At 44.2% G+C, this 20,996-nt stretch carries 16 protein-coding genes; 12 read left to right on the top strand and 4 right to left on the bottom strand.

Annotation, left to right across the window (positions count from 1 at the left end; all coding sequences use genetic code 11):
• Nucleotides 1-718: 718 nt before the first annotated feature.
• Both V7Q33_RS14905 and V7Q33_RS14910 read left to right on the top strand, forming a co-directional pair.
• Nucleotides 719-3,034 carry a glycoside hydrolase family 44 protein gene (locus tag V7Q33_RS14905; RefSeq protein ID WP_333820337.1) on the top strand — a complete coding sequence of 772 codons (2,316 nt, stop codon included), beginning with the start codon at nucleotides 719-721 and terminating at the stop codon, nucleotides 3,032-3,034.
• Between the two features lie 291 nt (nucleotides 3,035-3,325).
• The gene (locus V7Q33_RS14910; RefSeq protein WP_333820338.1) at nucleotides 3,326-5,173 is read left to right on the top strand and encodes a sialate O-acetylesterase; all 1,848 of its coding nucleotides are present in this window, start codon (nucleotides 3,326-3,328) and stop codon (nucleotides 5,171-5,173) included.
• 177 nt (nucleotides 5,174-5,350) lie between these two features.
• On the opposite strand, the gene ligD is transcribed toward V7Q33_RS14910, so the two are convergent.
• The 3 genes from ligD to V7Q33_RS14925 all read right to left on the bottom strand — a co-directional run bounded on the left by ligD (nucleotide 5,351) and on the right by V7Q33_RS14925 (nucleotide 8,234).
• Nucleotides 5,351-6,757 carry a non-homologous end-joining DNA ligase LigD gene (gene ligD / locus V7Q33_RS14915; RefSeq protein ID WP_333820340.1) on the bottom strand — a complete coding sequence of 469 codons (1,407 nt, stop codon included), beginning with the start codon at nucleotides 6,755-6,757 and terminating at the stop codon, nucleotides 5,351-5,353.
• A gap of 173 nt (nucleotides 6,758-6,930) precedes the next feature.
• The gene (locus V7Q33_RS14920) at nucleotides 6,931-7,101 is read right to left on the bottom strand and encodes a hypothetical protein (RefSeq protein ID WP_331980465.1); all 171 of its coding nucleotides are present in this window, start codon (nucleotides 7,099-7,101) and stop codon (nucleotides 6,931-6,933) included.
• 551 nt (nucleotides 7,102-7,652) lie between these two features.
• Nucleotides 7,653-8,234, bottom strand: a complete 582-nt coding sequence (locus V7Q33_RS14925; protein WP_331980469.1) for a hypothetical protein — start codon at nucleotides 8,232-8,234, stop codon at nucleotides 7,653-7,655.
• A 312-nt stretch (nucleotides 8,235-8,546) separates the two neighbouring features.
• Between V7Q33_RS14925 and V7Q33_RS14930 the strand changes: the two genes are divergently transcribed.
• From V7Q33_RS14930 to V7Q33_RS14940, 3 genes are all read left to right on the top strand, one after another.
• Complete coding sequence (locus V7Q33_RS14930; protein WP_331980471.1) at nucleotides 8,547-8,993, top strand: Hsp20/alpha crystallin family protein; 447 nt, start codon at nucleotides 8,547-8,549, stop codon at nucleotides 8,991-8,993.
• 140 nt (nucleotides 8,994-9,133) lie between these two features.
• On the top strand, nucleotides 9,134-9,337 hold the full coding sequence (locus tag V7Q33_RS14935) for a hypothetical protein (RefSeq protein WP_331980473.1): 204 nt from the start codon (nucleotides 9,134-9,136) through the stop codon (nucleotides 9,335-9,337).
• Between the two features lie 547 nt (nucleotides 9,338-9,884).
• Nucleotides 9,885-10,319, top strand: coding sequence for a hypothetical protein (locus tag V7Q33_RS14940; protein WP_331980475.1), 435 nt, complete (start codon nucleotides 9,885-9,887; stop codon nucleotides 10,317-10,319).
• A gap of 35 nt (nucleotides 10,320-10,354) precedes the next feature.
• On the opposite strand, the gene V7Q33_RS14945 is transcribed toward V7Q33_RS14940, so the two are convergent.
• Nucleotides 10,355-13,420 carry a glycosyltransferase family 117 protein gene (locus tag V7Q33_RS14945; protein WP_333820341.1) on the bottom strand — a complete coding sequence of 1,022 codons (3,066 nt, stop codon included), beginning with the start codon at nucleotides 13,418-13,420 and terminating at the stop codon, nucleotides 10,355-10,357.
• 132 nt (nucleotides 13,421-13,552) lie between these two features.
• Here V7Q33_RS14945 and V7Q33_RS14950 point away from each other — a divergent pair, with 132 nt between their 5' ends.
• The 7 genes from V7Q33_RS14950 to V7Q33_RS14980 all read left to right on the top strand — a co-directional run bounded on the left by V7Q33_RS14950 (nucleotide 13,553) and on the right by V7Q33_RS14980 (nucleotide 20,788).
• Entirely contained in the window at nucleotides 13,553-14,776 is a 1,224-nt protein-coding gene (locus V7Q33_RS14950; RefSeq protein ID WP_333820342.1) for a sensor histidine kinase, read from the top strand.
• A complete protein-coding gene (locus V7Q33_RS14955) occupies nucleotides 14,773-15,474 on the top strand; it encodes a response regulator transcription factor (RefSeq protein ID WP_333820343.1) in 702 nt (233 codons plus the stop codon). Before V7Q33_RS14950 ends, V7Q33_RS14955 begins: the two co-directional genes overlap by 4 nt.
• A gap of 225 nt (nucleotides 15,475-15,699) precedes the next feature.
• Nucleotides 15,700-16,461 (top strand): cyclase family protein, encoded by a 762-nt coding sequence (locus tag V7Q33_RS14960; RefSeq protein WP_333820344.1) that lies wholly within the window; start codon nucleotides 15,700-15,702, stop codon nucleotides 16,459-16,461.
• 394 nt (nucleotides 16,462-16,855) lie between these two features.
• The gene (locus V7Q33_RS14965; RefSeq protein ID WP_333820345.1) at nucleotides 16,856-18,151 is read left to right on the top strand and encodes an erythromycin esterase family protein; all 1,296 of its coding nucleotides are present in this window, start codon (nucleotides 16,856-16,858) and stop codon (nucleotides 18,149-18,151) included.
• Nucleotides 18,152-18,291: 140 nt separating this feature from the next.
• Nucleotides 18,292-19,230 carry an NADP-dependent oxidoreductase gene (locus V7Q33_RS14970; protein ID WP_331980486.1) on the top strand — a complete coding sequence of 313 codons (939 nt, stop codon included), beginning with the start codon at nucleotides 18,292-18,294 and terminating at the stop codon, nucleotides 19,228-19,230.
• A gap of 371 nt (nucleotides 19,231-19,601) precedes the next feature.
• A complete protein-coding gene (locus tag V7Q33_RS14975; protein ID WP_331980488.1) occupies nucleotides 19,602-20,186 on the top strand; it encodes a BON domain-containing protein in 585 nt (194 codons plus the stop codon).
• A 122-nt stretch (nucleotides 20,187-20,308) separates the two neighbouring features.
• Entirely contained in the window at nucleotides 20,309-20,788 is a 480-nt protein-coding gene (locus tag V7Q33_RS14980; protein WP_333820346.1) for a YHS domain-containing (seleno)protein, read from the top strand.
• Nucleotides 20,789-20,996: the final 208 nt, after the last annotated feature.

The following is a 20,996-nucleotide window of genomic DNA, read 5'->3' on the forward strand; positions in this document are numbered from 1 at the left end:
TAAAAATGATAGGGTCGCTATATTCGGGGAGTTTACCCGGATTTAACGTTGCGATAATTGACCAGGCTGAGCTTATGGAGTTCTATATCTTACCGTAGCGCCTCATTAATATCAGTTACATTTAGTCCCCAGCTTCCCAAGAAGAGGTTGAGATCCTCTGGCAATTTTTCTCTCAACAGCAGGTATACTTGTTTGCATAATGAGCGTAACCGACAGGCGGGAATATATGTTGCGTCATCCGCTCAGTGTTCAATTTGCGTTGCCTCAGTCTTACAGAAGGATTTGTTAGTAGACAGATTCAAAATATCACACAGTCTTAGTGATGTCTCCAAAAAAGTCCTGCAAACGATTTAAATACCAATCGAAAACGTTAGCGAATTGTACTTTCGATAGACAACTCTGAGATTTTTTGATACCGCTAACGATTTCGGTATCCTTTACTTTTAGGCATACTAAATCTAAAACGTATGCAACAACAAATTAAACCCCGTTTATCGATTGCTGCTACAGTGTTTCTATGCTGTAGCACTCCAGACAATATAGTTCCCGAAAAACCTCCTTCCGGGCGAGTCGAGTAAACATCTCCTCGTTGGCAAGAATGTTCCGCAAGTTACCCGACTTACATATAAAAGGAACCGTTGTGATCTGCTCCGTGAATCGTTATTAGCGACCAGCGCAGATTAATAATCAATGATAATCACAACTTAAACCTTTACGAATGAAAAAATCGATACTTCGCGATGCAAGCTTATACCTGATATGGGCTTTGCTTTTTTTTACAACCCACACAGCGCTTGCGCAAGCTGTTACAGTAACAGTGAATGCAGCCCAGAACAAACGCCTGATTTCTCCAAACATCTATGGAAAAAATGACTTCTTCGACAAGTCCACGCAATTTTATAAAGATGCAGGATTGCGCTTTGCACGGGTGAACGGAGGTAATAATGCAACCGGTTATAACTGGCGAAAGAAAATTACGGTTCATCCCGATTGGTATAACAATGTTTATACTACCGATTGGGATGCAACGGCACAAAATATTAACAACAACTTCTCTAACATGCAGGGCATGTTTGCCTTTCAATTGCTCGGAAGAGTTGCTTCCAATACAAATAACAACTTCGATGACTGGGCTTATAACCAGGCGCAGTATTGGTCTGGTGTATTGCAGAATTTAGCCGGTGGCGGTAAACCCGATCCGAATGGCGGAGGCAAAGCCTTGGTGGACGGGAACATCAACCTGTTCACACAACCTTGGCCAGCAGATTCTTCCGTGGCAATTCTTAATCACTGGTTTGGATCTAATGGCATAAAACTTAACAAGAACAAGTTCGTGTACTGGAATATGGACAACGAGGTGGACGTATGGAACGGTACGCACGACTATGCAATGCCAACGCAAATATCAGCGTCTGCATTTATGGACCGCTATATAGAATTGGCCAAGAAAGCAAAAGCATTATATCCGGGCATTAAGCTTTGCGGACCTGTTGCAACTTCAGAATGGCAATGGTATAAATGGTCTAACGAAAGTATTTATGTTGATGGTACATATTATCCCTGGATCGAATATTTTATAAAGCGCCTGGCCGATGAGTATAAGGCAACCGGTGTCAAACTGGTTGATGTTGTCGATATTCACAACTATCCTTCTTATAATAAAGACGATGCAGCAGCCTTGCAAGGACACCGGATTTATTACGATGAAACCTACGACTACCCAGGCTCAAACGGTATCAGAACAAGCACGGGCGGATGGGATACATCACTAACAAAGCAGTATATTTTCAAGCGCATAGACGGCTGGTTAACGAAGCACTTTGGAGCAAACCATGGCATTACTACCGGGCTGAGTGAATGGGGTACTATGTCCAGCAGCAACCCAAGTCTTGAATCTGTTATTTATGCCTCTCATCTTGGTACGTTTGCAAATAATGGCGTTGAATTGTTTTCACCCTGGAACTGGTCTGTGGGTATGTGGGAAACCTTGCATCTCTTTAGCAGGAATGCAAAGAAATATAGTATATCCAGCACTTCTTCACTCGAAAATACAGTATCGGCCTATTCTTCTATAAATGAAAACGCTGACTCCCTGACGGTGATCGTTGTGAACCGCGACATGAGCTCTTCACGCAGTGTAACCATTAATCTGAATAATTTTAATGTTGCCAATGGAAGCTACCAAACGTTGCAGTTAGCATCGTTGCCAGCGACCGAAACGTTTGTATCGCACACGCAAAATGCATTAAAGTCAAGTACAGTACAGGTAAATTCAAATTCATTTACAATCTCTGCACCATCGCTCTCAACAACAGCCATTTTGCTGGTGAAGGCTCCCACAGTTACTTACGTTTCTTTGGCCAACAGAGCCACGGGATTGCGCATCGATGGTATGTATAGATCTGACAATGGATCTAATGCAGGGCAGTGGAGTAACAGTGGCAGCACCGCACAACAATGGTCAATAGAAACTGTTGGAAATTATGTAATGCTGAAAAACCGTGCTACAGGGTTATACCTTGACGGTATGTCGAGAACTACGAATGGTTCTGTGGCCGGGCAGTGGCCATACAGTGGCAGCAACGCACAACAATGGACAAAAGAAACTGCCGGAGGCTATGTTAAATTCAAAAACAGAGCTACCGGACTATATCTTGATGGAATCGGGCGCACCACCAATGGTTCTGACCTAGGCCAGTGGAGCCAAAGCACTCATCCAAATCAGCAGTGGACTATGACTACGATTGGAACTGCAAGAGAAAGTGCTCCGGAGGAGAGCCCAAACACAACGGAGGAATTTGCGGTTAGTATATATCCTAATCCATTTGCAAAAACGATAACACTTGACGTACTGGGTAGTGATGAGCAATTGAAAGTTTCAATACTGGATGCCACCGGCAAGGTGGTAGAAGCTATGATTCATTCCGGAGGTGCAGGCAAATTATCATTGGGTGCCGCGCTTAAACCAGGTTTGTATATCATTCGCGTGAACGGCGTTAAGACTTCACGGTCTTTTAAAGTTTTGAAAGAGTAATTGTAATTATTTAAACAGCAATCAAAGTCATCTCATTATAGCGCATATTCGTTACGTTGCTAAGGTGTTGTGGATTCCAGACATCTTTGCCCGCATGAGTTTGCCTATAGGAGATGACTTTATTTCTGATCAGTTCAAAATTTAAAGAGATACCTACTTATTTTTGATAGTTAAAAAGACAAATGAATGAGACCCCGTAAACGAACATTGCTTGCGTTACTAACAGTTCTACTTTCAATAGCCTCTCACGCTCAGATCAGGTTGCCCAAAGTATTTGGTGATAATATGGTGATGCAAAGAGGTATCCAAATTCCGGTGTGGGGAAATTCAACGCCGGGGGCACAGATCATAGCAAAACTTGGAGATATACAGACAACAACAAGAGCAGACAAAGAAGGTAAATGGAAAGTTAAGTTCCCGGTATTTAAAGCAGGAGGGCCTTATGAACTTGAGATTGCAGAATCGGGTAAGGCCAATTCTAAAATCCGTCTGAACGGAATTCTCATTGGCGATGTTTGGCTCGCCTCGGGGCAGTCAAATATGGAATGGCAGATACAGCAGGCAAATGATGCACGGATGGAAATTGCAAATGCCAATTTTCCGCAAATCCGTTTTCTCGTTGTTGAACACGATAAGCAAATTAAACCTCAAGCCGACATTCATGCCGGTAAATGGAAAGTTTGTGACTCTGCAAATGTGAAGGAGTGGTCAGCAGTTGCTTATTACTTTGCCCGTAAAATTCACGTTGATGAGAAAGTTCCGGTTGGAATTATTCAAAGTACCTGGGGCGGAACACCGGTAGAAGCCTGGACGAGCCGCGAGATGTTGCTTGCCTCGCCCATTACCAAGGAAAAAACACTGAGTAATGATACCCTTCGCTTTGATAAGAACGATCTTCTCACCGATAGCTTGAACTGGATACGCATTTGGGATATTGTTAACAATCCCCAGAACAATACAGTTAAGACTGTTACGGCCATTGATTACAATGATACCGGTTGGACTCCCGTTGAAATGCCTAAGTTGATAAAAAATTTCGGAATAGATTACCACGAAGGAATTATGTGGCTAAGGAGAAAAATCACATTGCCGGATTCATTTAATCAAAAAGATTTAACGATTGACCTTGGCCATCCGGAGAGTAATTATTCACTATATTTTAACGGAGAGGAGATTTGTAAAGGTATCTGGGGTGCCAATACCTCTCATTCGTATACTATACCGGCACGTCTGGTACAGCATGGCGAAAATACTATCGCGGTGAGGATAGCGGTGCTATGGGGTGGTGGCGGTTTAAATCCTCCGGCAGAAGATATATATATTACTGATGGTGCTTCTAAAATTTCCTTGGCGGGAAAATGGCTATATAAGAAAGACATTGAACCTGCTTTTCCGAAAATACTCAACTATCAGTATTATCCAACCGTGTTGTTTAATGCTATGATTAACCCGGTGATTCCTTATGGCGTCAAGGGATTTATCTGGTATCAGGGCGAAGCAAATGCACAGGCAGCGTACGACTATAGGAAATTATTTCCAATGTTAATCACAGACTGGCGGCAACGGTGGCAACAGGGAAATATTCCGTTCTTATTTGTTCAGTTGGCCAACTACATGAGAACAAAACCACTTCCATCGGAAAGCGAGTGGGCCGAATTGAGAGAAGCACAAACGCTTACACTTTCGCTGCCCAATACAGGCATGGCCTGTGCCATTGATATTGGAGAAGCGAATGATATTCATCCGAAAAATAAACAGGAAGTAGGACGCAGGTTAGCTTTAATTGCCAATAAGATTGTATATAACCAGAACGTTGTTGCATGCGGTCCTATCTATAAAAGTTATAAAAAGGAAGGCAATCGCATTCGTATCACGTTCTCCAATATAGCTTCAGGTCTCTCTACAAAAGATGGTAAAGAAGTAACGGGTTTAGCGATAGCTGGCCAGGACAAACAGTTTTATTGGGCAAAAGCAATTATTGAAGGAAATGAACTTGTTGTTTATTCTGATAAAGTTGCCGATCCTGTAGCTGTGCGATATGCCTGGGCAGATAACCCTGAATGCAATCTTATAAATTCAGAACGTTTACCAGCTATTCCTTTCAGAACAGATGAATGGAAAGGAATTACGGAAAGATAAACTCATGAATCAGGGCAATGTAATTTGAGCCTGCATATTGAAAACAGGATTATACTTCAGATCCTGGAAAGCCTCGGAGGTAGTATATATTCGAGGCTTTTTTTATTTCACAGGGTGAATATTCAGGTCAATATCTAATCAAAACCTGTTAAGGATTGTTTACAATGGCAATGAATTTTAAGAAATAAGAAAAGAGTAATTCTCACGAAGCCTTTTTAATAGTGCATCTGCATTCTGCTTTTTCCTGAGCATCGATTCAAACGGATCGCCTTCCTGCCTGAGTCTTTTAAAAATTGTTTCAGGAGTATAGTCTTCACTGCGAAGGCCTTCTTTTACTTCTTCCCAGCGAAGTGGTGTCGCGATGATCGCAGACTCGCCGGATACAAGTGAGTAGGGTGCGATAATCTTGCAATTTTCTGCATTCATCAAGTGATCGATTGTAACCTTGCCATAACTATGATCATCCGTTCCCTGAAGCGAAGTCAGATCAGGTATCTTCAGGCGTATAAGCTTCGCTATAATTTCCGCTATGGCGCTGCTGGTTTGGAAATTGTTGGGTGTGTTAAGGGAAATGTAAATATGAAAACCTGACTTACCATCGGTCTTGATAAATGATGGTAAATCCAATCCGTTTAAGATCTCGTAAGCAGCATGTGCTGCATCAATGGCTTTGGTAAGTTCATGTTCAGGCGAGTCAATGCCAATAACAATATAATCGGGTGAGTCCGGAGACTTAACGTTTGCATGCGATACATTGAATTGAAGGCATCCCAGCTCAACGTTCCATAACAGATGCTCTTTGTCGTTGCAGACGAATGCTTCTTTTTTCGTTTTCTTTGAATCAATTGTTTGCAGCCACTCCGGTTTGTTGTCTTCATCCCGGTTTATAAATTCTTCCGCATTGATTACTGTTGTTCGTGCTGCGCCGGAGTAAACGTTTACTGAATAAGGACGGTCTTTCAGATAAGGCAGTATATATTCAGCTATATGATTGTAATAGGCGAGAACATCGCGCTTTGTAAGCTTAGGCTGATGTATAATTACCTTTTCCAGGTCTGTAAAATAAATTTTTCGCTTGAGTTTAAAGTCAGGCTGCCTCGGTCCCTTTTCAACTGCCTTGCTCTCTTTTCTGGCCGTTGTTTTTACTTTTTGCCGGGGTTGGAGTGGCGCTTTGTGCTGTTTGGCTACCGGTATAGTATATTTCTCTGCCTTTTCTTTTTTTCTAGTTACCGGCAGTTCAGGCAAGTTTGCAAATTCTTTTTTAACAGCATCATCAAACTCAAACGGTGTTTCATCCCACGCTTTATTGGATGTGGTATGAAAGAAATATATACCGGGAATTTCATCACTCACCTGCAACTGATGATTGGGCGATTGCAGGTTGCTTAACACAGCTTCGTAATTCATATCGTATAACAGCCCGGCATTTCCTTCCACACCTTCAATATTGATACGATCCTCAATAGTATGACCTGCCTTCGTTATGTATAAACGGATGAATTTCTCCCGGTCTGCACGCGGATGGCAGGCTTCTATAATCTCCAAAATGGTTTTGAATGCTTTTGTATTCCTGCGAATTAACATGAATAATATTCGTTGGATGTCAAGATCAAATATAAGATTATTGACCTTTCTATTCAGGCGTGATCAACACAACAAACTGAGGTTGTCAATTATAAGAGCAGGCCCGGGCTGCAGGGCCTGCATTAATTTGTAAATACATACAAAGACTACCACGGAAGAATCTGAACAAGCCACTAGGGAAGATGTTGTTCGCGTTCTTTTTTTACCCGATCATTCAAAGTCTTTTCCGAATTGCTGTTTTTCCGGGATGGTTTTGGAATGGCCATCGGATTTTCATCCTGAGGAGCCTGATAGTCCTGCAGAGTTTCAGGCTGCTGTAATTTTTTATTTTCTTCTTCAACCATGACTGAAATGTGTTTAAACCAGTCTGTTGATAAATTTCTGTGCCTTACATAAAACGGAGCTTATTTTAAAACCCGGAAGCCTTCACAAAGCTAAACTATCCTAGACTCCGAATACAGGTCATAAGCGGCTACGAGCCGTTCCCGATTCGCCGATGAACGGTGCGTCTCGTATTGGCCAATATCATCGCGCTGCTCAATATACACAGGTCGATACGCAGATTCATATTCGTCCCAAACAATCAGCAAATAGTTATATCCGATTTTGCTTTGTCTGCCCTTTTCAAGCCAATCATTAAAAACTTCTTCATCCAGTGATTTTGGAAAATCCGGCCCTTCAAACATAAATACTCTATTTGTATGGCCGGAAAGTTAGGTATACTTTTTCTGATGGTGAAATAAATCATACGATCAAAAAAGCACTCATATTTCAAAATGCCTACCCGATTTACGCGCGTATTTCATCAGCATGTTGTTAGTATGGAAACTAAAAAATCCGCTTCAAAATGAAAGCGGATTTCAGACACGCCATACTATAGTTGGGATAAAATATTCTATGTATCTTTTTTAGACGATGACTTCTTTTTCTCTTTTTGAGTTTCTTTCAAGGATTTACTTTGCTCACGGTAGAACTGGTTTTTTATTGAATCCATACGCTGCATCATGTTGCGCATATAGGCATCGTTCAGTTCATAACGTTTCAGGAAAAAATCATTGTGAAAGAAGTCTGGATACCGCAATGAATCATTAAAAAACAGCGGGTTAAACTCATTGCGAAAGAATGAAGAGTGTTGTTGATTGAAGTACCGGTCGAACCCGTGCATAAGGCTATCCATTCGGGCCGTGTCGCCCGGTATATTTGAATAGTAGGACGAATATGTTGAGTCGAACCCGATCACGTTTCCTTTATCGTCATAGTGCCGGTTTACTTGGATGTTTACTTTGGGTTTTATACTGTCTTTCGCTGTGGTGTGATTTTCCGATACCTGACCGTTACTTTTTTCGTGACAGGATGATAACATCAGTACTACCAGGAAAAATGAGATCCACCAGGCGCTGATACGTACAATCTGTTTTACAGGATGGATGGCTTTCTGCCTTGCAGAAACACCATCATGGATTAGAAATGATTTCATGATATTTATGTGTTTCTCAGTTTTCTTTTTTTCGCCAAGCAATATGTGTGCAAAAGCGTACGACTTAACTTTTTGGCAGACAATAAACCAACCTGACATATTCTATGAAAGAAATTCTGTCAGGTTGGTATAGTACTTCATTATTATATATAATCGAATATATAGCATCCAGGAATTTTTATTATTTACTGCCATGGTAAGTAGCAGCAGAACTGGCAGCTTTTCATCCGGCACAAAACTTGTTAGCCGTTTTTTTGTGAGGCCTCTACTGTTTACATAATTAATGTTTAACTCAGAAAGGAGAACTGTACTATGAAAACCATCATGAGAGCCAATGGAAATTTATTTCCATCTATTCCGGCATTGCTTGAGAATTTCTTTTCGAATGAATTAACTGATTCCGTACTGGCTACGGGCCAGAATGCAGCTACATTGCCTGCTGTTAATATCATTGAAACGAACGATGATTATCGTATTGAAATGGCAGCTCCGGGTATGAAACGCGATGATTTTCGTGTTGAACTTGACAACAACCAGTTAACAATCTCTTCGGTTACTGAGAATGCTTCTGATTCTAAAGATCAGTATTTGCGGAGAGAATATAATTATGGAGCGTTTCAACGCAGCTTTACACTTCCGGAAAATGAAGTAGAGGGCGAGCAGATTGCAGCCCGATACGAAGATGGCATACTACACATTGTAGTGCCCAAAAAAGAAGAAGCAAAAATAAAACCTGTCCGGCAGATTGCTGTTGCCTGATACTGGCAAACGTCTACCCTGTGTTTGATTATTTCATTGTTATGATAAGGAATGCAGGCTGAATATATGTGCAATTACGGAACACCATAAGAGAAGAGCACGTTTCAGCCAGTGCATTCCTTTATATTTTTACACGGAACATGAAGACTACATATCTGGATTATTATAAAATGATTTTAGATAAAGTAAGCTTTGATCACAACCTTTTTAGAAAAGAATATCAAAAAGCCTTGCGCACGTTGCATGCACAGGAGGTGAGCGAACTTAATCATTGGCTTCAATCAAAAGGATTGCTTTCTGCATCCCATAGCGCCTCTGCAGCTCCGGTCTCACGTGCTGCGTAACGGTGCAATAGGTAATATATACCTTAGGAATGATTACCGAAGTTCCGTCCTTCATGAAATATCTTTCCACTACATCTTTAGTACTGGTGAAGAATGGAAAGGTGATTTCATGAGGTCGTGTGAACGGTTTTACAGAAATATCTTCGCGCGGAGGAGTGGTGAGCCGCTGAAGCAGTTGCTATATTATAGCAGCGCTTCACAGGGCACGGCAATCACTTCACCCTCGCGGAACAGCGTGCCCTCAACAGTGGATAATTGGATTGAATAATTTCCTTGCGGTATGGGTTGAATAATTTTAGAAAACTACCAGACTGGCTGTGCCGGTTCCATCTTCAACGGTAATAACAAATGCCGCTGGGCCCACGCTTCCGTTGAAGCATGCTGTAACATATAGTGAAAATAATGAAGTGAATTTTTTGCGTTATGTTCTATCCGGAAATGTATTCACGATGACATCTGTGGATTTATATATTTTAATCGCGGAAATACCCATCATGCAGGTTAATAGAACTATTCTTTTTAGATTCAGGCAAAATTTAAAGAGAAGATGATTATTGATGGTTTGTGGAAAGGAGAGTATGTATATGATGAATATTGTAAAGTCCCGTTTAAACAGACAACAGTTCCTTTTACATTAAGCATACGGCAATCCGGGCTCATGGCTATGAGTGGTGGTTTTGAAGGTCTCTGGCAAGACGATTCGTCCATCAGCAACATTACGGCTTCTGGCAATGTATACGGTGTACTGAAAGAGACAGACTTGTACTTTGTAAAGTTGTATCCGCGCACCTACGGCTATGCGATGGATCGCAGCTTTTTTATAGGCGATGAACCGCATCCTGAAATTCATTATACCGGCAGGTTTTGGAAAGAAGATATATTCGAAGGCACCTGGCGTATCGAACGTACTTTCCGGAAGGTGAACGGACGTTTGTGCGAGATCAGTGAAAGCTCCGGCCTGTGGTGGATCAAGCGAATGTGAGCTGGTATTGGTATATTCTGCCAGCGTTATACAGATTACGGTGTTTGTTTTGCAAGCCCTTCAATCCGGGAGAGGTAATCGCTTTTTCCTAATTGATCCAGTATACGGGCTGACATCCGAAGCAGGTATACGTTGGTTTCGTTGCTCGCGGCAATACCGTGTTGTGTCTGAGCATAATAGTAGTCAAACATATTTTTGGAGAGATCTTCCGCAAGTTCATTTCGCCCCAGTGCCAGCAGCATTTGTGACGCCTGCAGCGTAGGGTAAGAGGGTATGAGGTTGTCTGGATATACTTTGTCAACGGCTGTTGCCAGTACTTGTTCGGCCATTGCAGCATTGCCCTGCTCGTAAAACGCGTGTGCCAGTGCATTGAATGTTTGTTGTAGCGGGTATATCATGCGCAGGTGGTAATCTTCGTAATTAAAATATACCGCGCTGTCAGAAAGATTGGTATAGTCCGATTGCTCCACGAGATTTTTATACATCAGTGCGGTATTCATCATGCCATCTTTATGCGGCAGCGTGGGCAGCAGGCGATATAGAGTACCTTCCTGCACCATATACGGTTTAATGTCAATGTCGAACGTGTTCAGGGATGTAAAGTTGAAATACAGGGGACGTTGCCAGTGGTTGCTGATGAGCAGATCGAGAAAGGCCAGTGTGTTTTTGGTAAGATAATTTTGTATCACCCGGAACGTGAGTTCTTCGCTAATGGAATCCCCGGGCAAAAGATTACCCTGTGCGCTCGCTTCAAATTGTTTTTTATCAACCCGTACTTTCAGGAGCCTGGATGGCAGTATGCTATACGTTTCGCCACTGCGCGCCTTCATGTGCAGCGCAGGATGTTCAGCCTTTAATAACGCCAGGTATTTTTCGGTATCAATCCCTTCACGAATACTCTCCTGTAAATATAGTACATCGTTCGGGCCGTATTGACGATAGGCTTTTTCTGACAGCGATAGCTGGAATGGTTTTGATTGATAGTACTGTTTTTCCAACTGGTGGATATACCAGTCGGTGTTGAAGTAACTAAGCACTACCACCCGCACATCGGTGCGGTATCCTTCTACTTCCTGCAGGTACCAGAAGGGAAAGGTATCGTTGTCGCCACCCGTGAAGAGAATGGCGTTGGCAGCACAGCTCCTTAACGTGTTGCGTGCCTGATCTATCTGGAATGTGCGACCGCTTCGGTTGTGGTCATCATAGTTCTGATAAAACATCCAGGCAGGAACGAGTATGCAGATACAACCGGTAATAATGCGTGCTGCCATACCACGCCTGAGCAGATTATATACGGCATAGATTCCCATTCCAATCCAGATACAAAAAGCTATATAGGAGCCTACAAAAATGTAGTCGCGCTCGCGCGGTTCATGGGGCGTTGCGTTAAGGTATAGCACAAGAATTAATCCCGTCAGCAGAAAGAAGATACTAATGGAGACAAAATCCTTTCGGTTGTAGCGAAAATGAAATATAGATCCTATCATACCAAGTAATAACGGTATAGCCCAGTATTGATTTCGGGCACGTTGTGCATGTGAAGACATTCCCGCATCCCAGGGTGCGAGCCACGAACTATCCTGTACATCGCCTGCACGGCCCGCAAAATTCCAGAGCACATAACGCAGGTACATATGCCCGACCTGGTACTGAAGGGTGAACACTATATTGTCTTTGAACCCGGGCTTTTCCCCCGGCTTCAGCCCCGTCCATTGCTGATAGCCGGCTATGTGTGCCGGATCATTGCTATACATGCGCGGCAGAACGGTTTGTCGTTCCGGGGTGTAGGTATATTCAGACAATGTGCCCGCTAATTCATAACTACTTTTTCCCTGGTGATAGATGCGTTTACCGGCGGTAACATCTTCTATGGCTGCATCAAAATACGGTCCGTATAGCAAAGGTCTGGTGGGGTACGACTCGCGGTTCATATAGGCTTTGAACAACGAAAGGTTTTCAGGGTTTCCCTCATCAATCGGTGGGTTGAACCCGGAACGAATAATGATTATGCCATACGGTAGAAATCCTGCAATGAGAAATACTGCACACCAGGTATAGGCCTGATAAGTTTTATATCTCCTGATGAGAAGAATAAAGGCCACGATAAATCCTGTTAACATCAGCACCGCCCCGGTATAGAAGGGCATGCCGAGTTGATTCACCACAAAGAGGTCGGTATAAAAAGCGAGCTCCGGTATACCCACGGCAATAAAGCGATTAATGAACAGTACAATCAATGCCCCGGCAACGGCAGGCATAAGCAGGCGCCAGAAGGAGAGGTTGCGATGGCGGGTATACCAGGCAAAAGGAAGCACCGGCAATGCGAGCAAGCTCATGGGATGAATGCAATAGGAGAGGCCCGCTATATAAAAGATCAACACCCGCCAGCGGGAGCGCCTCGGTTCTGCAAAATCTTTTCCTTTCAGGATCATCCACATCAGCAGCACCATAAAGAAACAGGAGGCCCCGTATGTTTCTGCTTCCACGGCCGAGAACCAGAACGTATCGGAGAATGCAAGGCAAAGGCTGCCTCCCACGGCAGACAGGATCAATCCGGGATGATTGCGTGCTGTATGGGGAGCTGTGTTTCCCAGCATCAGAATAATATAGTATACCAGCATAACCGTTAACGCTGAGAAACATGCACTCATGGCATTTATCGTAATGGCTACACGGGTTACATCTCCGAAGGAAAATAGAGTAAATATCCTTCCAATCACCAGCAATAACGGTGTGCCCGGTGTATGCGGCACTTGTAATTTATAGGCGGTAGCAATAAATTCAGAACAGTCCCATAAACTTGCAGTAGGTTCAAGTGTAAGGAGGTATGTGCCCAGCGCTGCTGCGAACACAAACAATCCCGCGAGATTTTCACGAAGGTGGGATTGCAGAGAAGATAACCATTGACTGGGTGTTGATGAATGGAAGCCGATGATGGCCGGTACCGGAAGCAACAACCCGATGAGCAGAATAACTGGTGCAATGCTGCGCGTAAGTATACCAAAGCCATTTTCAGAAGGATCGTACGTCATGCAGGCAAATGCAAGAATAACCAGGAGTATGGATGCTATAAAAAATAGATATTCCTTTCGGGAGAACATGTTTGTAAAGTTTTTACAATGCTACCGCGCGGCCGGGCAGTAAAAGGTTAACAACTGTAAAGAAGTGTTAATGGAGTGTTAAAAAGCAGAAAGTGCTAACCCGGCAGTTGTTAATGCGTTAATTTTAGTAGCATGAAAGCAAAGCACCTTCGAGGTATTATTCTGTTGGGCACGGTGGTGCTTACAGGTTTGCTGGTGATTCAGCTATACTGGTTTAACAAAGCATTTGATGTCGCCGAAAGGCAATTTGATCACACCGTGCAGATAGCTTTGCGCAAGGTGGCAGATTCTGTTGCCAAAGATGCAGAGATCAGGAAGATGTCATCCAATTTCTTTTTTGTAGCCACGAACAGCCCGTTGAATGATGTACAGTTGGACAGCCTGCTTCGAAAAGAATTTTCACGCCGAAGTCTCTCGATCGACTATGAGCTTGGTGTTTATGATGCTGCAGACGATACGCTGGTATACGGGCATTATGTAGAAGCCACACGAAGGCTGGAAGCAGAGAAGGCAGCGTATAGTCGAAGTATGGCCGAGAAGAATTTCGCGGTATATTTCCCGAAGAAGCAAAGTTATGTAGTGGCCCGGTTGGATGTGTGGATTTTCTCAACGATCATCCTGTTGTTGATGATGGGATTTTTTGCGTATGCTATTGCTTCGCTATTGCGTGAGCGAAAGTTTGCTGAGCTGAAAAACGATTTCATCAACAACATGACGCATGAATTTAAAACTCCGGTAACCAACATCCGCATTGCCGGTGAGATACTGCAGCATAAAATTCCTGATGCAGCTACACAGGTATATGTTAACATACTGCTCAGGGAAAACGAGCGCCTGCGACAGAAGATCGACCAGGTATTGAGTGGTGCCTCGCTTGAATATATGAGGCGCCCCGTACTTGAAGCGATGGATGTGCACCGGCTCATTGAAGATTGTGCCGAAGCTTTTCAGTTGAAGGTGCGCGAACGGCAGGGAACGCTTCGCCTGGATTTTCTTGCCAGCCAGGCATCTATACTGGGCGATAAAGATCTGTTGCTGCAGGCAATAACAAACGTAATTGACAACGCTGAGAAATATTCGCTGGAATGTCCGCATATACTGGTGCGCACCAGGGATCTGGGCGATCATATAGAAATTGATGTGATCGATCATGGCGTTGGCATTGCACCGCAGCATCGTGCCAAAGTATTTGAAAAATTTTTCCGCGTCAGCTCGGGAAATATTCATACTGTGAAAGGTTTTGGCCTGGGATTGAGCTTTGTAAAGCATGTGGTGCAGGTACACCGCGGCCGGATACAATTGCTGAGTGAGCTGAACAGAGGAACAGAAGTACAAATTATACTTCCGAAAGCATGAGCAAAGGTGCACAAATAATGCTGGTAGAAGATGACGAGAGCCTGGGCTTTCTCATCAAGGATACACTCGATGCGCATGGCTGGCAGGTGCATTTATATGTGAGCGGTGAGAAAGGATTAACAGCCTTTCACAATCATCCCTTCGATCTGTGCATACTCGACATTATGCTGCCGGAGAAAGATGGTTTTGATCTGGCGATGGAAGTGCGCAAGTATAATCAGCAGATTCCCATTGTTTTTCTTACGGCCAGAAATCAACTTGAAGATCGCATACGCGGTTTCCGGATCGGTGCCGATGATTATGTGTGCAAGCCATTCAGTATACAGGAATTTAAATACCGCATCGAGGCTATTCTGAAACGCACCGCTGATGTTCATGCTCCAGTCGATCGTTCTGCAGTATTAAAAGCCGGTAATTCTACGCTCGATGTGCACAATTTACTGCTTCATGCGAACGGCGAGACTACGCGGCTTACCTATAAAGAATGCAAGTTGTTACTGCTCTTTTTTCGACACTGCGGTAAACTGATTGAGCGTGATGTGTTCCTGAAGGCGATCTGGGAAGATGATGGTTTCTTTGTTGCCCGCAGCATGGATGTATTCGTTTCGCGCCTGCGCAAGTATTTGCGGAGTGATGGCTCGCTCAAGATTGAAAATATACGGGGCATCGGGTATATTTTGAAAGATGCAACGGGTTGAGCCAAATGCAGCTGCCGTTCTGACGGTTGCCTCTTTATATATATAGCGAACCGCGTATATACTTCGTCAGTTGTTTGTATGCATGGAATTTACACAGCAGCATGGCTTGCTTTGAAGCTATGGTTTTATCACTAACTTTGTGCGCGATAAAAAGCGTTAACCGCCACAAGCATCCCTGGTAAAAAACGTTGCGGGGAGTCAGTAGTAACCAACTCAATATATAGCATGCGCATTGTTGACCTGTCAAAACCGATCCGGTATAATGAGACCGATCCATGGTTCATGAAAGTAAAGATCAGGCACAAGCCTCACCGGAAAGCAAAGTGGCTGATCCGTTTGCTGGGATTGCCGTTTCGTTTATTCCCCAAACATTTTGAAGGCTGGGCAGATGATACCATTCAGAAAATGGGCGTGCATGCTACCACGCACATGGATGCACCGTGGCACTATTCACCTACCTGTGGTGGAGCGCGCTCGAAGACTATCGATGAGATTCCGCTCGACTGGTGCTATGGCCCGGGCGTTGTGATCGATATGAAACACAAAGCAGATTTTGAATTGATCACGGTGGAAGATATAGAGCAGTTTTTGCAGCAGGAGAAGATCGATTTGCTGCCCGGCATGATCGTGCTGATCAAAACCGGCCGCGATAAATTCAATGGCACCAAAGCGTTTCCATATATAGGCCCCGGCATGAGCCCGGAAGCAACTTCGTGGCTGATCGATAAAGGTATAAAAGTGATGGGTATAGATTCGTGGGGGTGGGATGTGCCACTGCCTTACCAGATAAAGAAAGCAAAGGAAACATCCAATTCAGAATTGTTCTGGCAGGCACACCTTGTAGGAAGAGACAAGGAGTATTGCCACATGGAACAATTGGTAAACCTGGATGCACTGCCCTATAGCGGATTTACCGTGGCCGCATTTCCCTTAAAGATTGTAGGGGCATCAGCTGGCCCTGCCAGAGTAGTGGCCCTGTTCGCCTAAAAAGAGAATCGGGCAAAGTATAGCGATCCTACTTTGCCCCATTTAATTCCTGATTGTATTTCTGTTAGCGGATAACCATCGCCATTGCATATCATGCCGTGTATGGCAATCATGTTTCAGCCCACCGTCAGTCATCATCTTTGTCCGTTCGGGAAATTGAATTAGAAGATCAGGAATTGGAAAATTAGAAGACTACAAAATTATTGTTAAAGATAATATTGGTACATTCTTTCTACACCACGGTGGTATATATGGTATCGTTGTTAGGCCGTGTATTTATTGGGCTGTTTACCGGTTTTCTCAAGGCATGCTTTTTTCTTTTTCAATATCTACAATCTCATCTCTGGCTGCCCCGGCTTTGAACTTTGGTGTTAAACTTTAAGCTGCGCGATTCATGGTTGCTTCAATAAGAAATATCAATCGTAAAAATCAATATCCGCTTCGTTCATCAGCGGATCTTGATCCTTTGCTAACAGCTATAGGCGATGCACGCTATGTACTGCTGGGCGAAGCTACACATGGCACGCATGAGTACTATACCTGGCGCACAGCCGTCAGCAAGCGACTGATACAGGAAAAAGGTTTTTCATTTATAGCAGTGGAAGGTGACTGGCCGGATTGCTATCGCATCAACCGGTTTGTAAAAGGTTATGCAGATGCAGGAGAAAGCGCTGCCGATGTGTTGAAATCTTTCAGACGCTGGCCCACCTGGATGTGGGCCAACTGGGAGATAGCGGCACTAATGGAATGGATGCGGGAATATAACCGGAACCGGCCGGTTCATGAGAAAGTCGGCTTTTATGGATTGGATGTATATAGCCTCTGGGAATCCATGGAAGTGATAGTTCATTATCTGCGCAGGGAAGATCCCCAGGCGGCACGATATGCTATGGAAGCGATCCGTTGCTTCGAACCGTATAAAGAAGAACAACATTATGCACGGGCCATGCTTACGCTTTCAACCCACTGTGCCAACGAAGTAGTAAAGCTGTTGCAGGTAGTACGAAAGCGATCGCGAAATTATGATCATGATCCGGAAGCGGCCCTCAACGCAGAGATGAACGCACAGGTTATTGCGAACGCAGAACATTACTACCGGGCCATGATATCATTTCAGCATGAATCGTGGAATATACGCGATTCCCACATGGTGGCAGCCTTGGATTCCATTATGAGGTTTTATGGAAGGCGTGCAAAAGGCATCGTATGGGAGCACAACACCCATGTGGGAGATGCGCGCTATACCGATATGAAAGACCAGGGCATGTGGAATGTCGGGCAGCTTGTTCGGGAGAAGCACAGGGAAAGCTCGGGAGTATATATTGCGGGGTTTGCTTCATGGGCGGGAACCGTTATGGCGGGATCGGCCTGGGGAGGTGTGATGGAGAAAATGACCATTCCTCCGGCTCCTGAAGGTACGCTGGAGTATATATTGCATGAAGATTCTGCAGAAGATAAACTGATCTTGTTGAACAATGAATACTGGAACAAGCGGTTTCACGACTACATCGGTCATCGTGCTATAGGAGTAGTGTATCAGCCGCAATACGATAGAGCACAGTTTGTACCGACCATCCTTCCTTCGCGATACGATGCACTGCTATACCTTGACAGGACGCGCGCACTGCACCCGTTGTATTTCGAGCCTGATGGCGGGCAGCTGCCGGAGACGTATCCGTTTGGTGTGTAATGGAGTATGAAGCTTAAAGCTTAAAGCTTAAAGCATAAAGTGTAAAGTATAAAGCGTAAAGCATAAAGTGTAAGGTATAAAGCGTAACGTGAGAAGTATAAAGCAAAAGGTGTAAAGTAAATTTTTATAAATATATCGCTATGAAAGCAGTGACAGTTCATGAATTTGGAGGAGCGGAAGTGTTGCATCTGGAAGAGGTTGCCAAGCCCGTTCCGGCAGCAAACGAGGTGTTGATAGAAGTACATGCTTCGAGCCTCAATCCCATCGATACGAAATCGATCAGTAAAGATTCGCACTATAAATCCGCTATACATTTTCCGATTACTCCCGGGTTGGATGTGGCTGGTGTAATTGAAATGGTAGGAGCGGATATAAAGAACCTACAGGTTGGCGATCGCGTTTTTGGACAGGCCAGTGTACTGCACGATGGTTCGGGAGCCTTTGCCGAATATGCAGTTACTCCCGAGGATTGCATTGCACAGATGCCGGCCAACATCAGCTTTACAGAAGCTGCAGCGTTGCCTTTGGCAGCCTGCAGCGCATATCAGGCCATTCATCACTATATGCAATTGAAGACTGGACAAAAAATAATGATACACGGGGGCTCCGGTGGTATAGGTTCTATTGCCATTCAGCTGGCCAAAAATGAAGGCGCGAAGGTATATGCCACGGCATCCGGAGAAGGTATAGGGTTTGTAAAATCATTGGGTGCCGATCATGTGATCGATTATACCCGCGAGACGTTTGATAAAAAAGTAAAGGACTGCGATGCAGTGCTGGATACCATTGGCGGGGAGACCTATCGCAGGTCGTTTCGGGTGTTGAAGCCTGGCGGCATTGTAGTATCCATGCTTTCGCAGCCAGACGAAGCACTCATGGAACAATATGGTGTTCGGGCTGTATTGGAAATGACAAGGATCGACCGCAAAACGCTCTCGCAGATTGCAAGCCTGATTGAAGAGGGTGCACTGCAGATACACATCGCGCGAACCTATTCACTTGCCGATACACCAAGAGCCTATCGCGCGAAGGAAGAAGAGAAGATACTCGGTAAAATTGCCATTGAAGTGCGGCCCTGACAAGTGTCTATATTCCGGCACGCCTGGGGCGTGAATAGGACAAATAAAGATGGTCGACTGCTCATGTTGCATGGAATCGATGTACTGCCTGCGCAGGCACGATATTAGACTCTCACAGCATGTCGGTCTCGGCAAAAATGGTAATGATTGAAGAAAACGCATATTCCAATCAAAACCGGAAACCACATGAAAAGAGAACGACTGGGAGGCTGTTTTATTTAAAATAGGACAGCCTCTTATCTTTTATAACCCTGTAAAGAGTATGAAGAGCGCTTTCTGTTATAGGTATATAAGTGGTGGTATTTAACCTATTTTTCTACCTGCCAGCGGAGATTTGTGCTTTAACCTTTCGGACTTTAATATACTATACTATGAAAAACTACAAAAGAACCCCAAGAAATATATACCCTGCTAATCCTCCCGGTCAGCACCATTACACCCATATCATTCCGAATTACGGACCGCGCGATTATCACTACGATGATCGTGAGCAGGAAGATTTCAGTAATTACGGTCGTGGCGGGTATTCCGGCAATACGTATAACCAGGAAGAGTATAACCGCAGCGTACGTCAGTCACAGCGAAACGATCTGTATAACACGCGGCCGTGGGGTGATGAGTACTCCGGCTGGCATAACGATCCTGACAATCATGATTGGTCTTCGTGGCAGCAGTATCTGCGCAACGAACGCATGGAACAAGACGGCATGCATCGCGGCAAAGGACCTAAAAATTATCAGCGATCAGACGAACGCATTCACGATGATATATATAGTCGCTTATCCGAAGACCCTTTCCTGGATGCCACCGATATAGAGATCGAAGTACACGCCGGCGAAGTAATTCTGGGCGGCACCGTAGAAGACCGCGATGCCAGGAGATATGCCGAAGACCTTGTTGAATCCATAGCAGGTGTTAAAAATGTAGAGAACCGCATCCGCGCACGCGGCCGTTAGCCATTGACTGTTAATTTTTACAGGGTTAACCCGTAGCGGTTCACTTGGAACGAAGGCAATGTCACGTCTGCGACAATTTATCCCGGGCAAAAACTTATTTTTGCACGAGATAAAATTCTTTTATGAAGATCATGAGATTGGTTTGTGTGATGCTGCTCGCGGTTTGGTCAGTAACTGCAGGTGCACAGGTAGAGCCGGTAGGAAAGGACCGCGTTGCCATTGGAGGATACGATGTGGTAGCTTATTTCAAGAATGAAAAGGCGGTCAAAGGTTCTCCCGGAATTACAGCAACCTATAACCAGGTAATCTATTATTTTGCAACCCCGGCAAACCGCGATGAATTTGTGAAACAGCCACAAAATTATTTGCCACAATACGATGGCTATTGCGCCCTGGCGGTAGGAGCGCAGAACAAAAAAGTATCCATCAATCCCGAGACATTCAAAGTGACGGATGGAAAGTTATATCTTTTTTATAATGGCAAACTTCCCTTTAGCGGTGCACAGTTCAATTCGCTGGAGCCGTGGAGTAAGGATGAAGATAATCTCATCAAAAAAGCAAACGCTAACTGGCCCGCATTGAAGGCATCGAAGAGACGATAGTTGGCGTTAATCGTAACCGGTTAATCAGTAGTCATTAATAGCTCAATTGCATGGCGTGCGGAGTTCGGGCGAAGCGCGGACAATAACAGCATTTGATCAGATTGGAAGGGATAGTAAAAGGGGCAGGAAATTCTTCCTGCCCCAAAATGTTTAAAGGCTAACTGTGACGACAAGTATATAGCTTTATTTATTCTAAAACATACCTGAA

The organism is Ohtaekwangia sp., assembly GCF_036786105.1.
GTDB lineage: Bacteria > Bacteroidota > Bacteroidia > Cytophagales > Cyclobacteriaceae > Ohtaekwangia.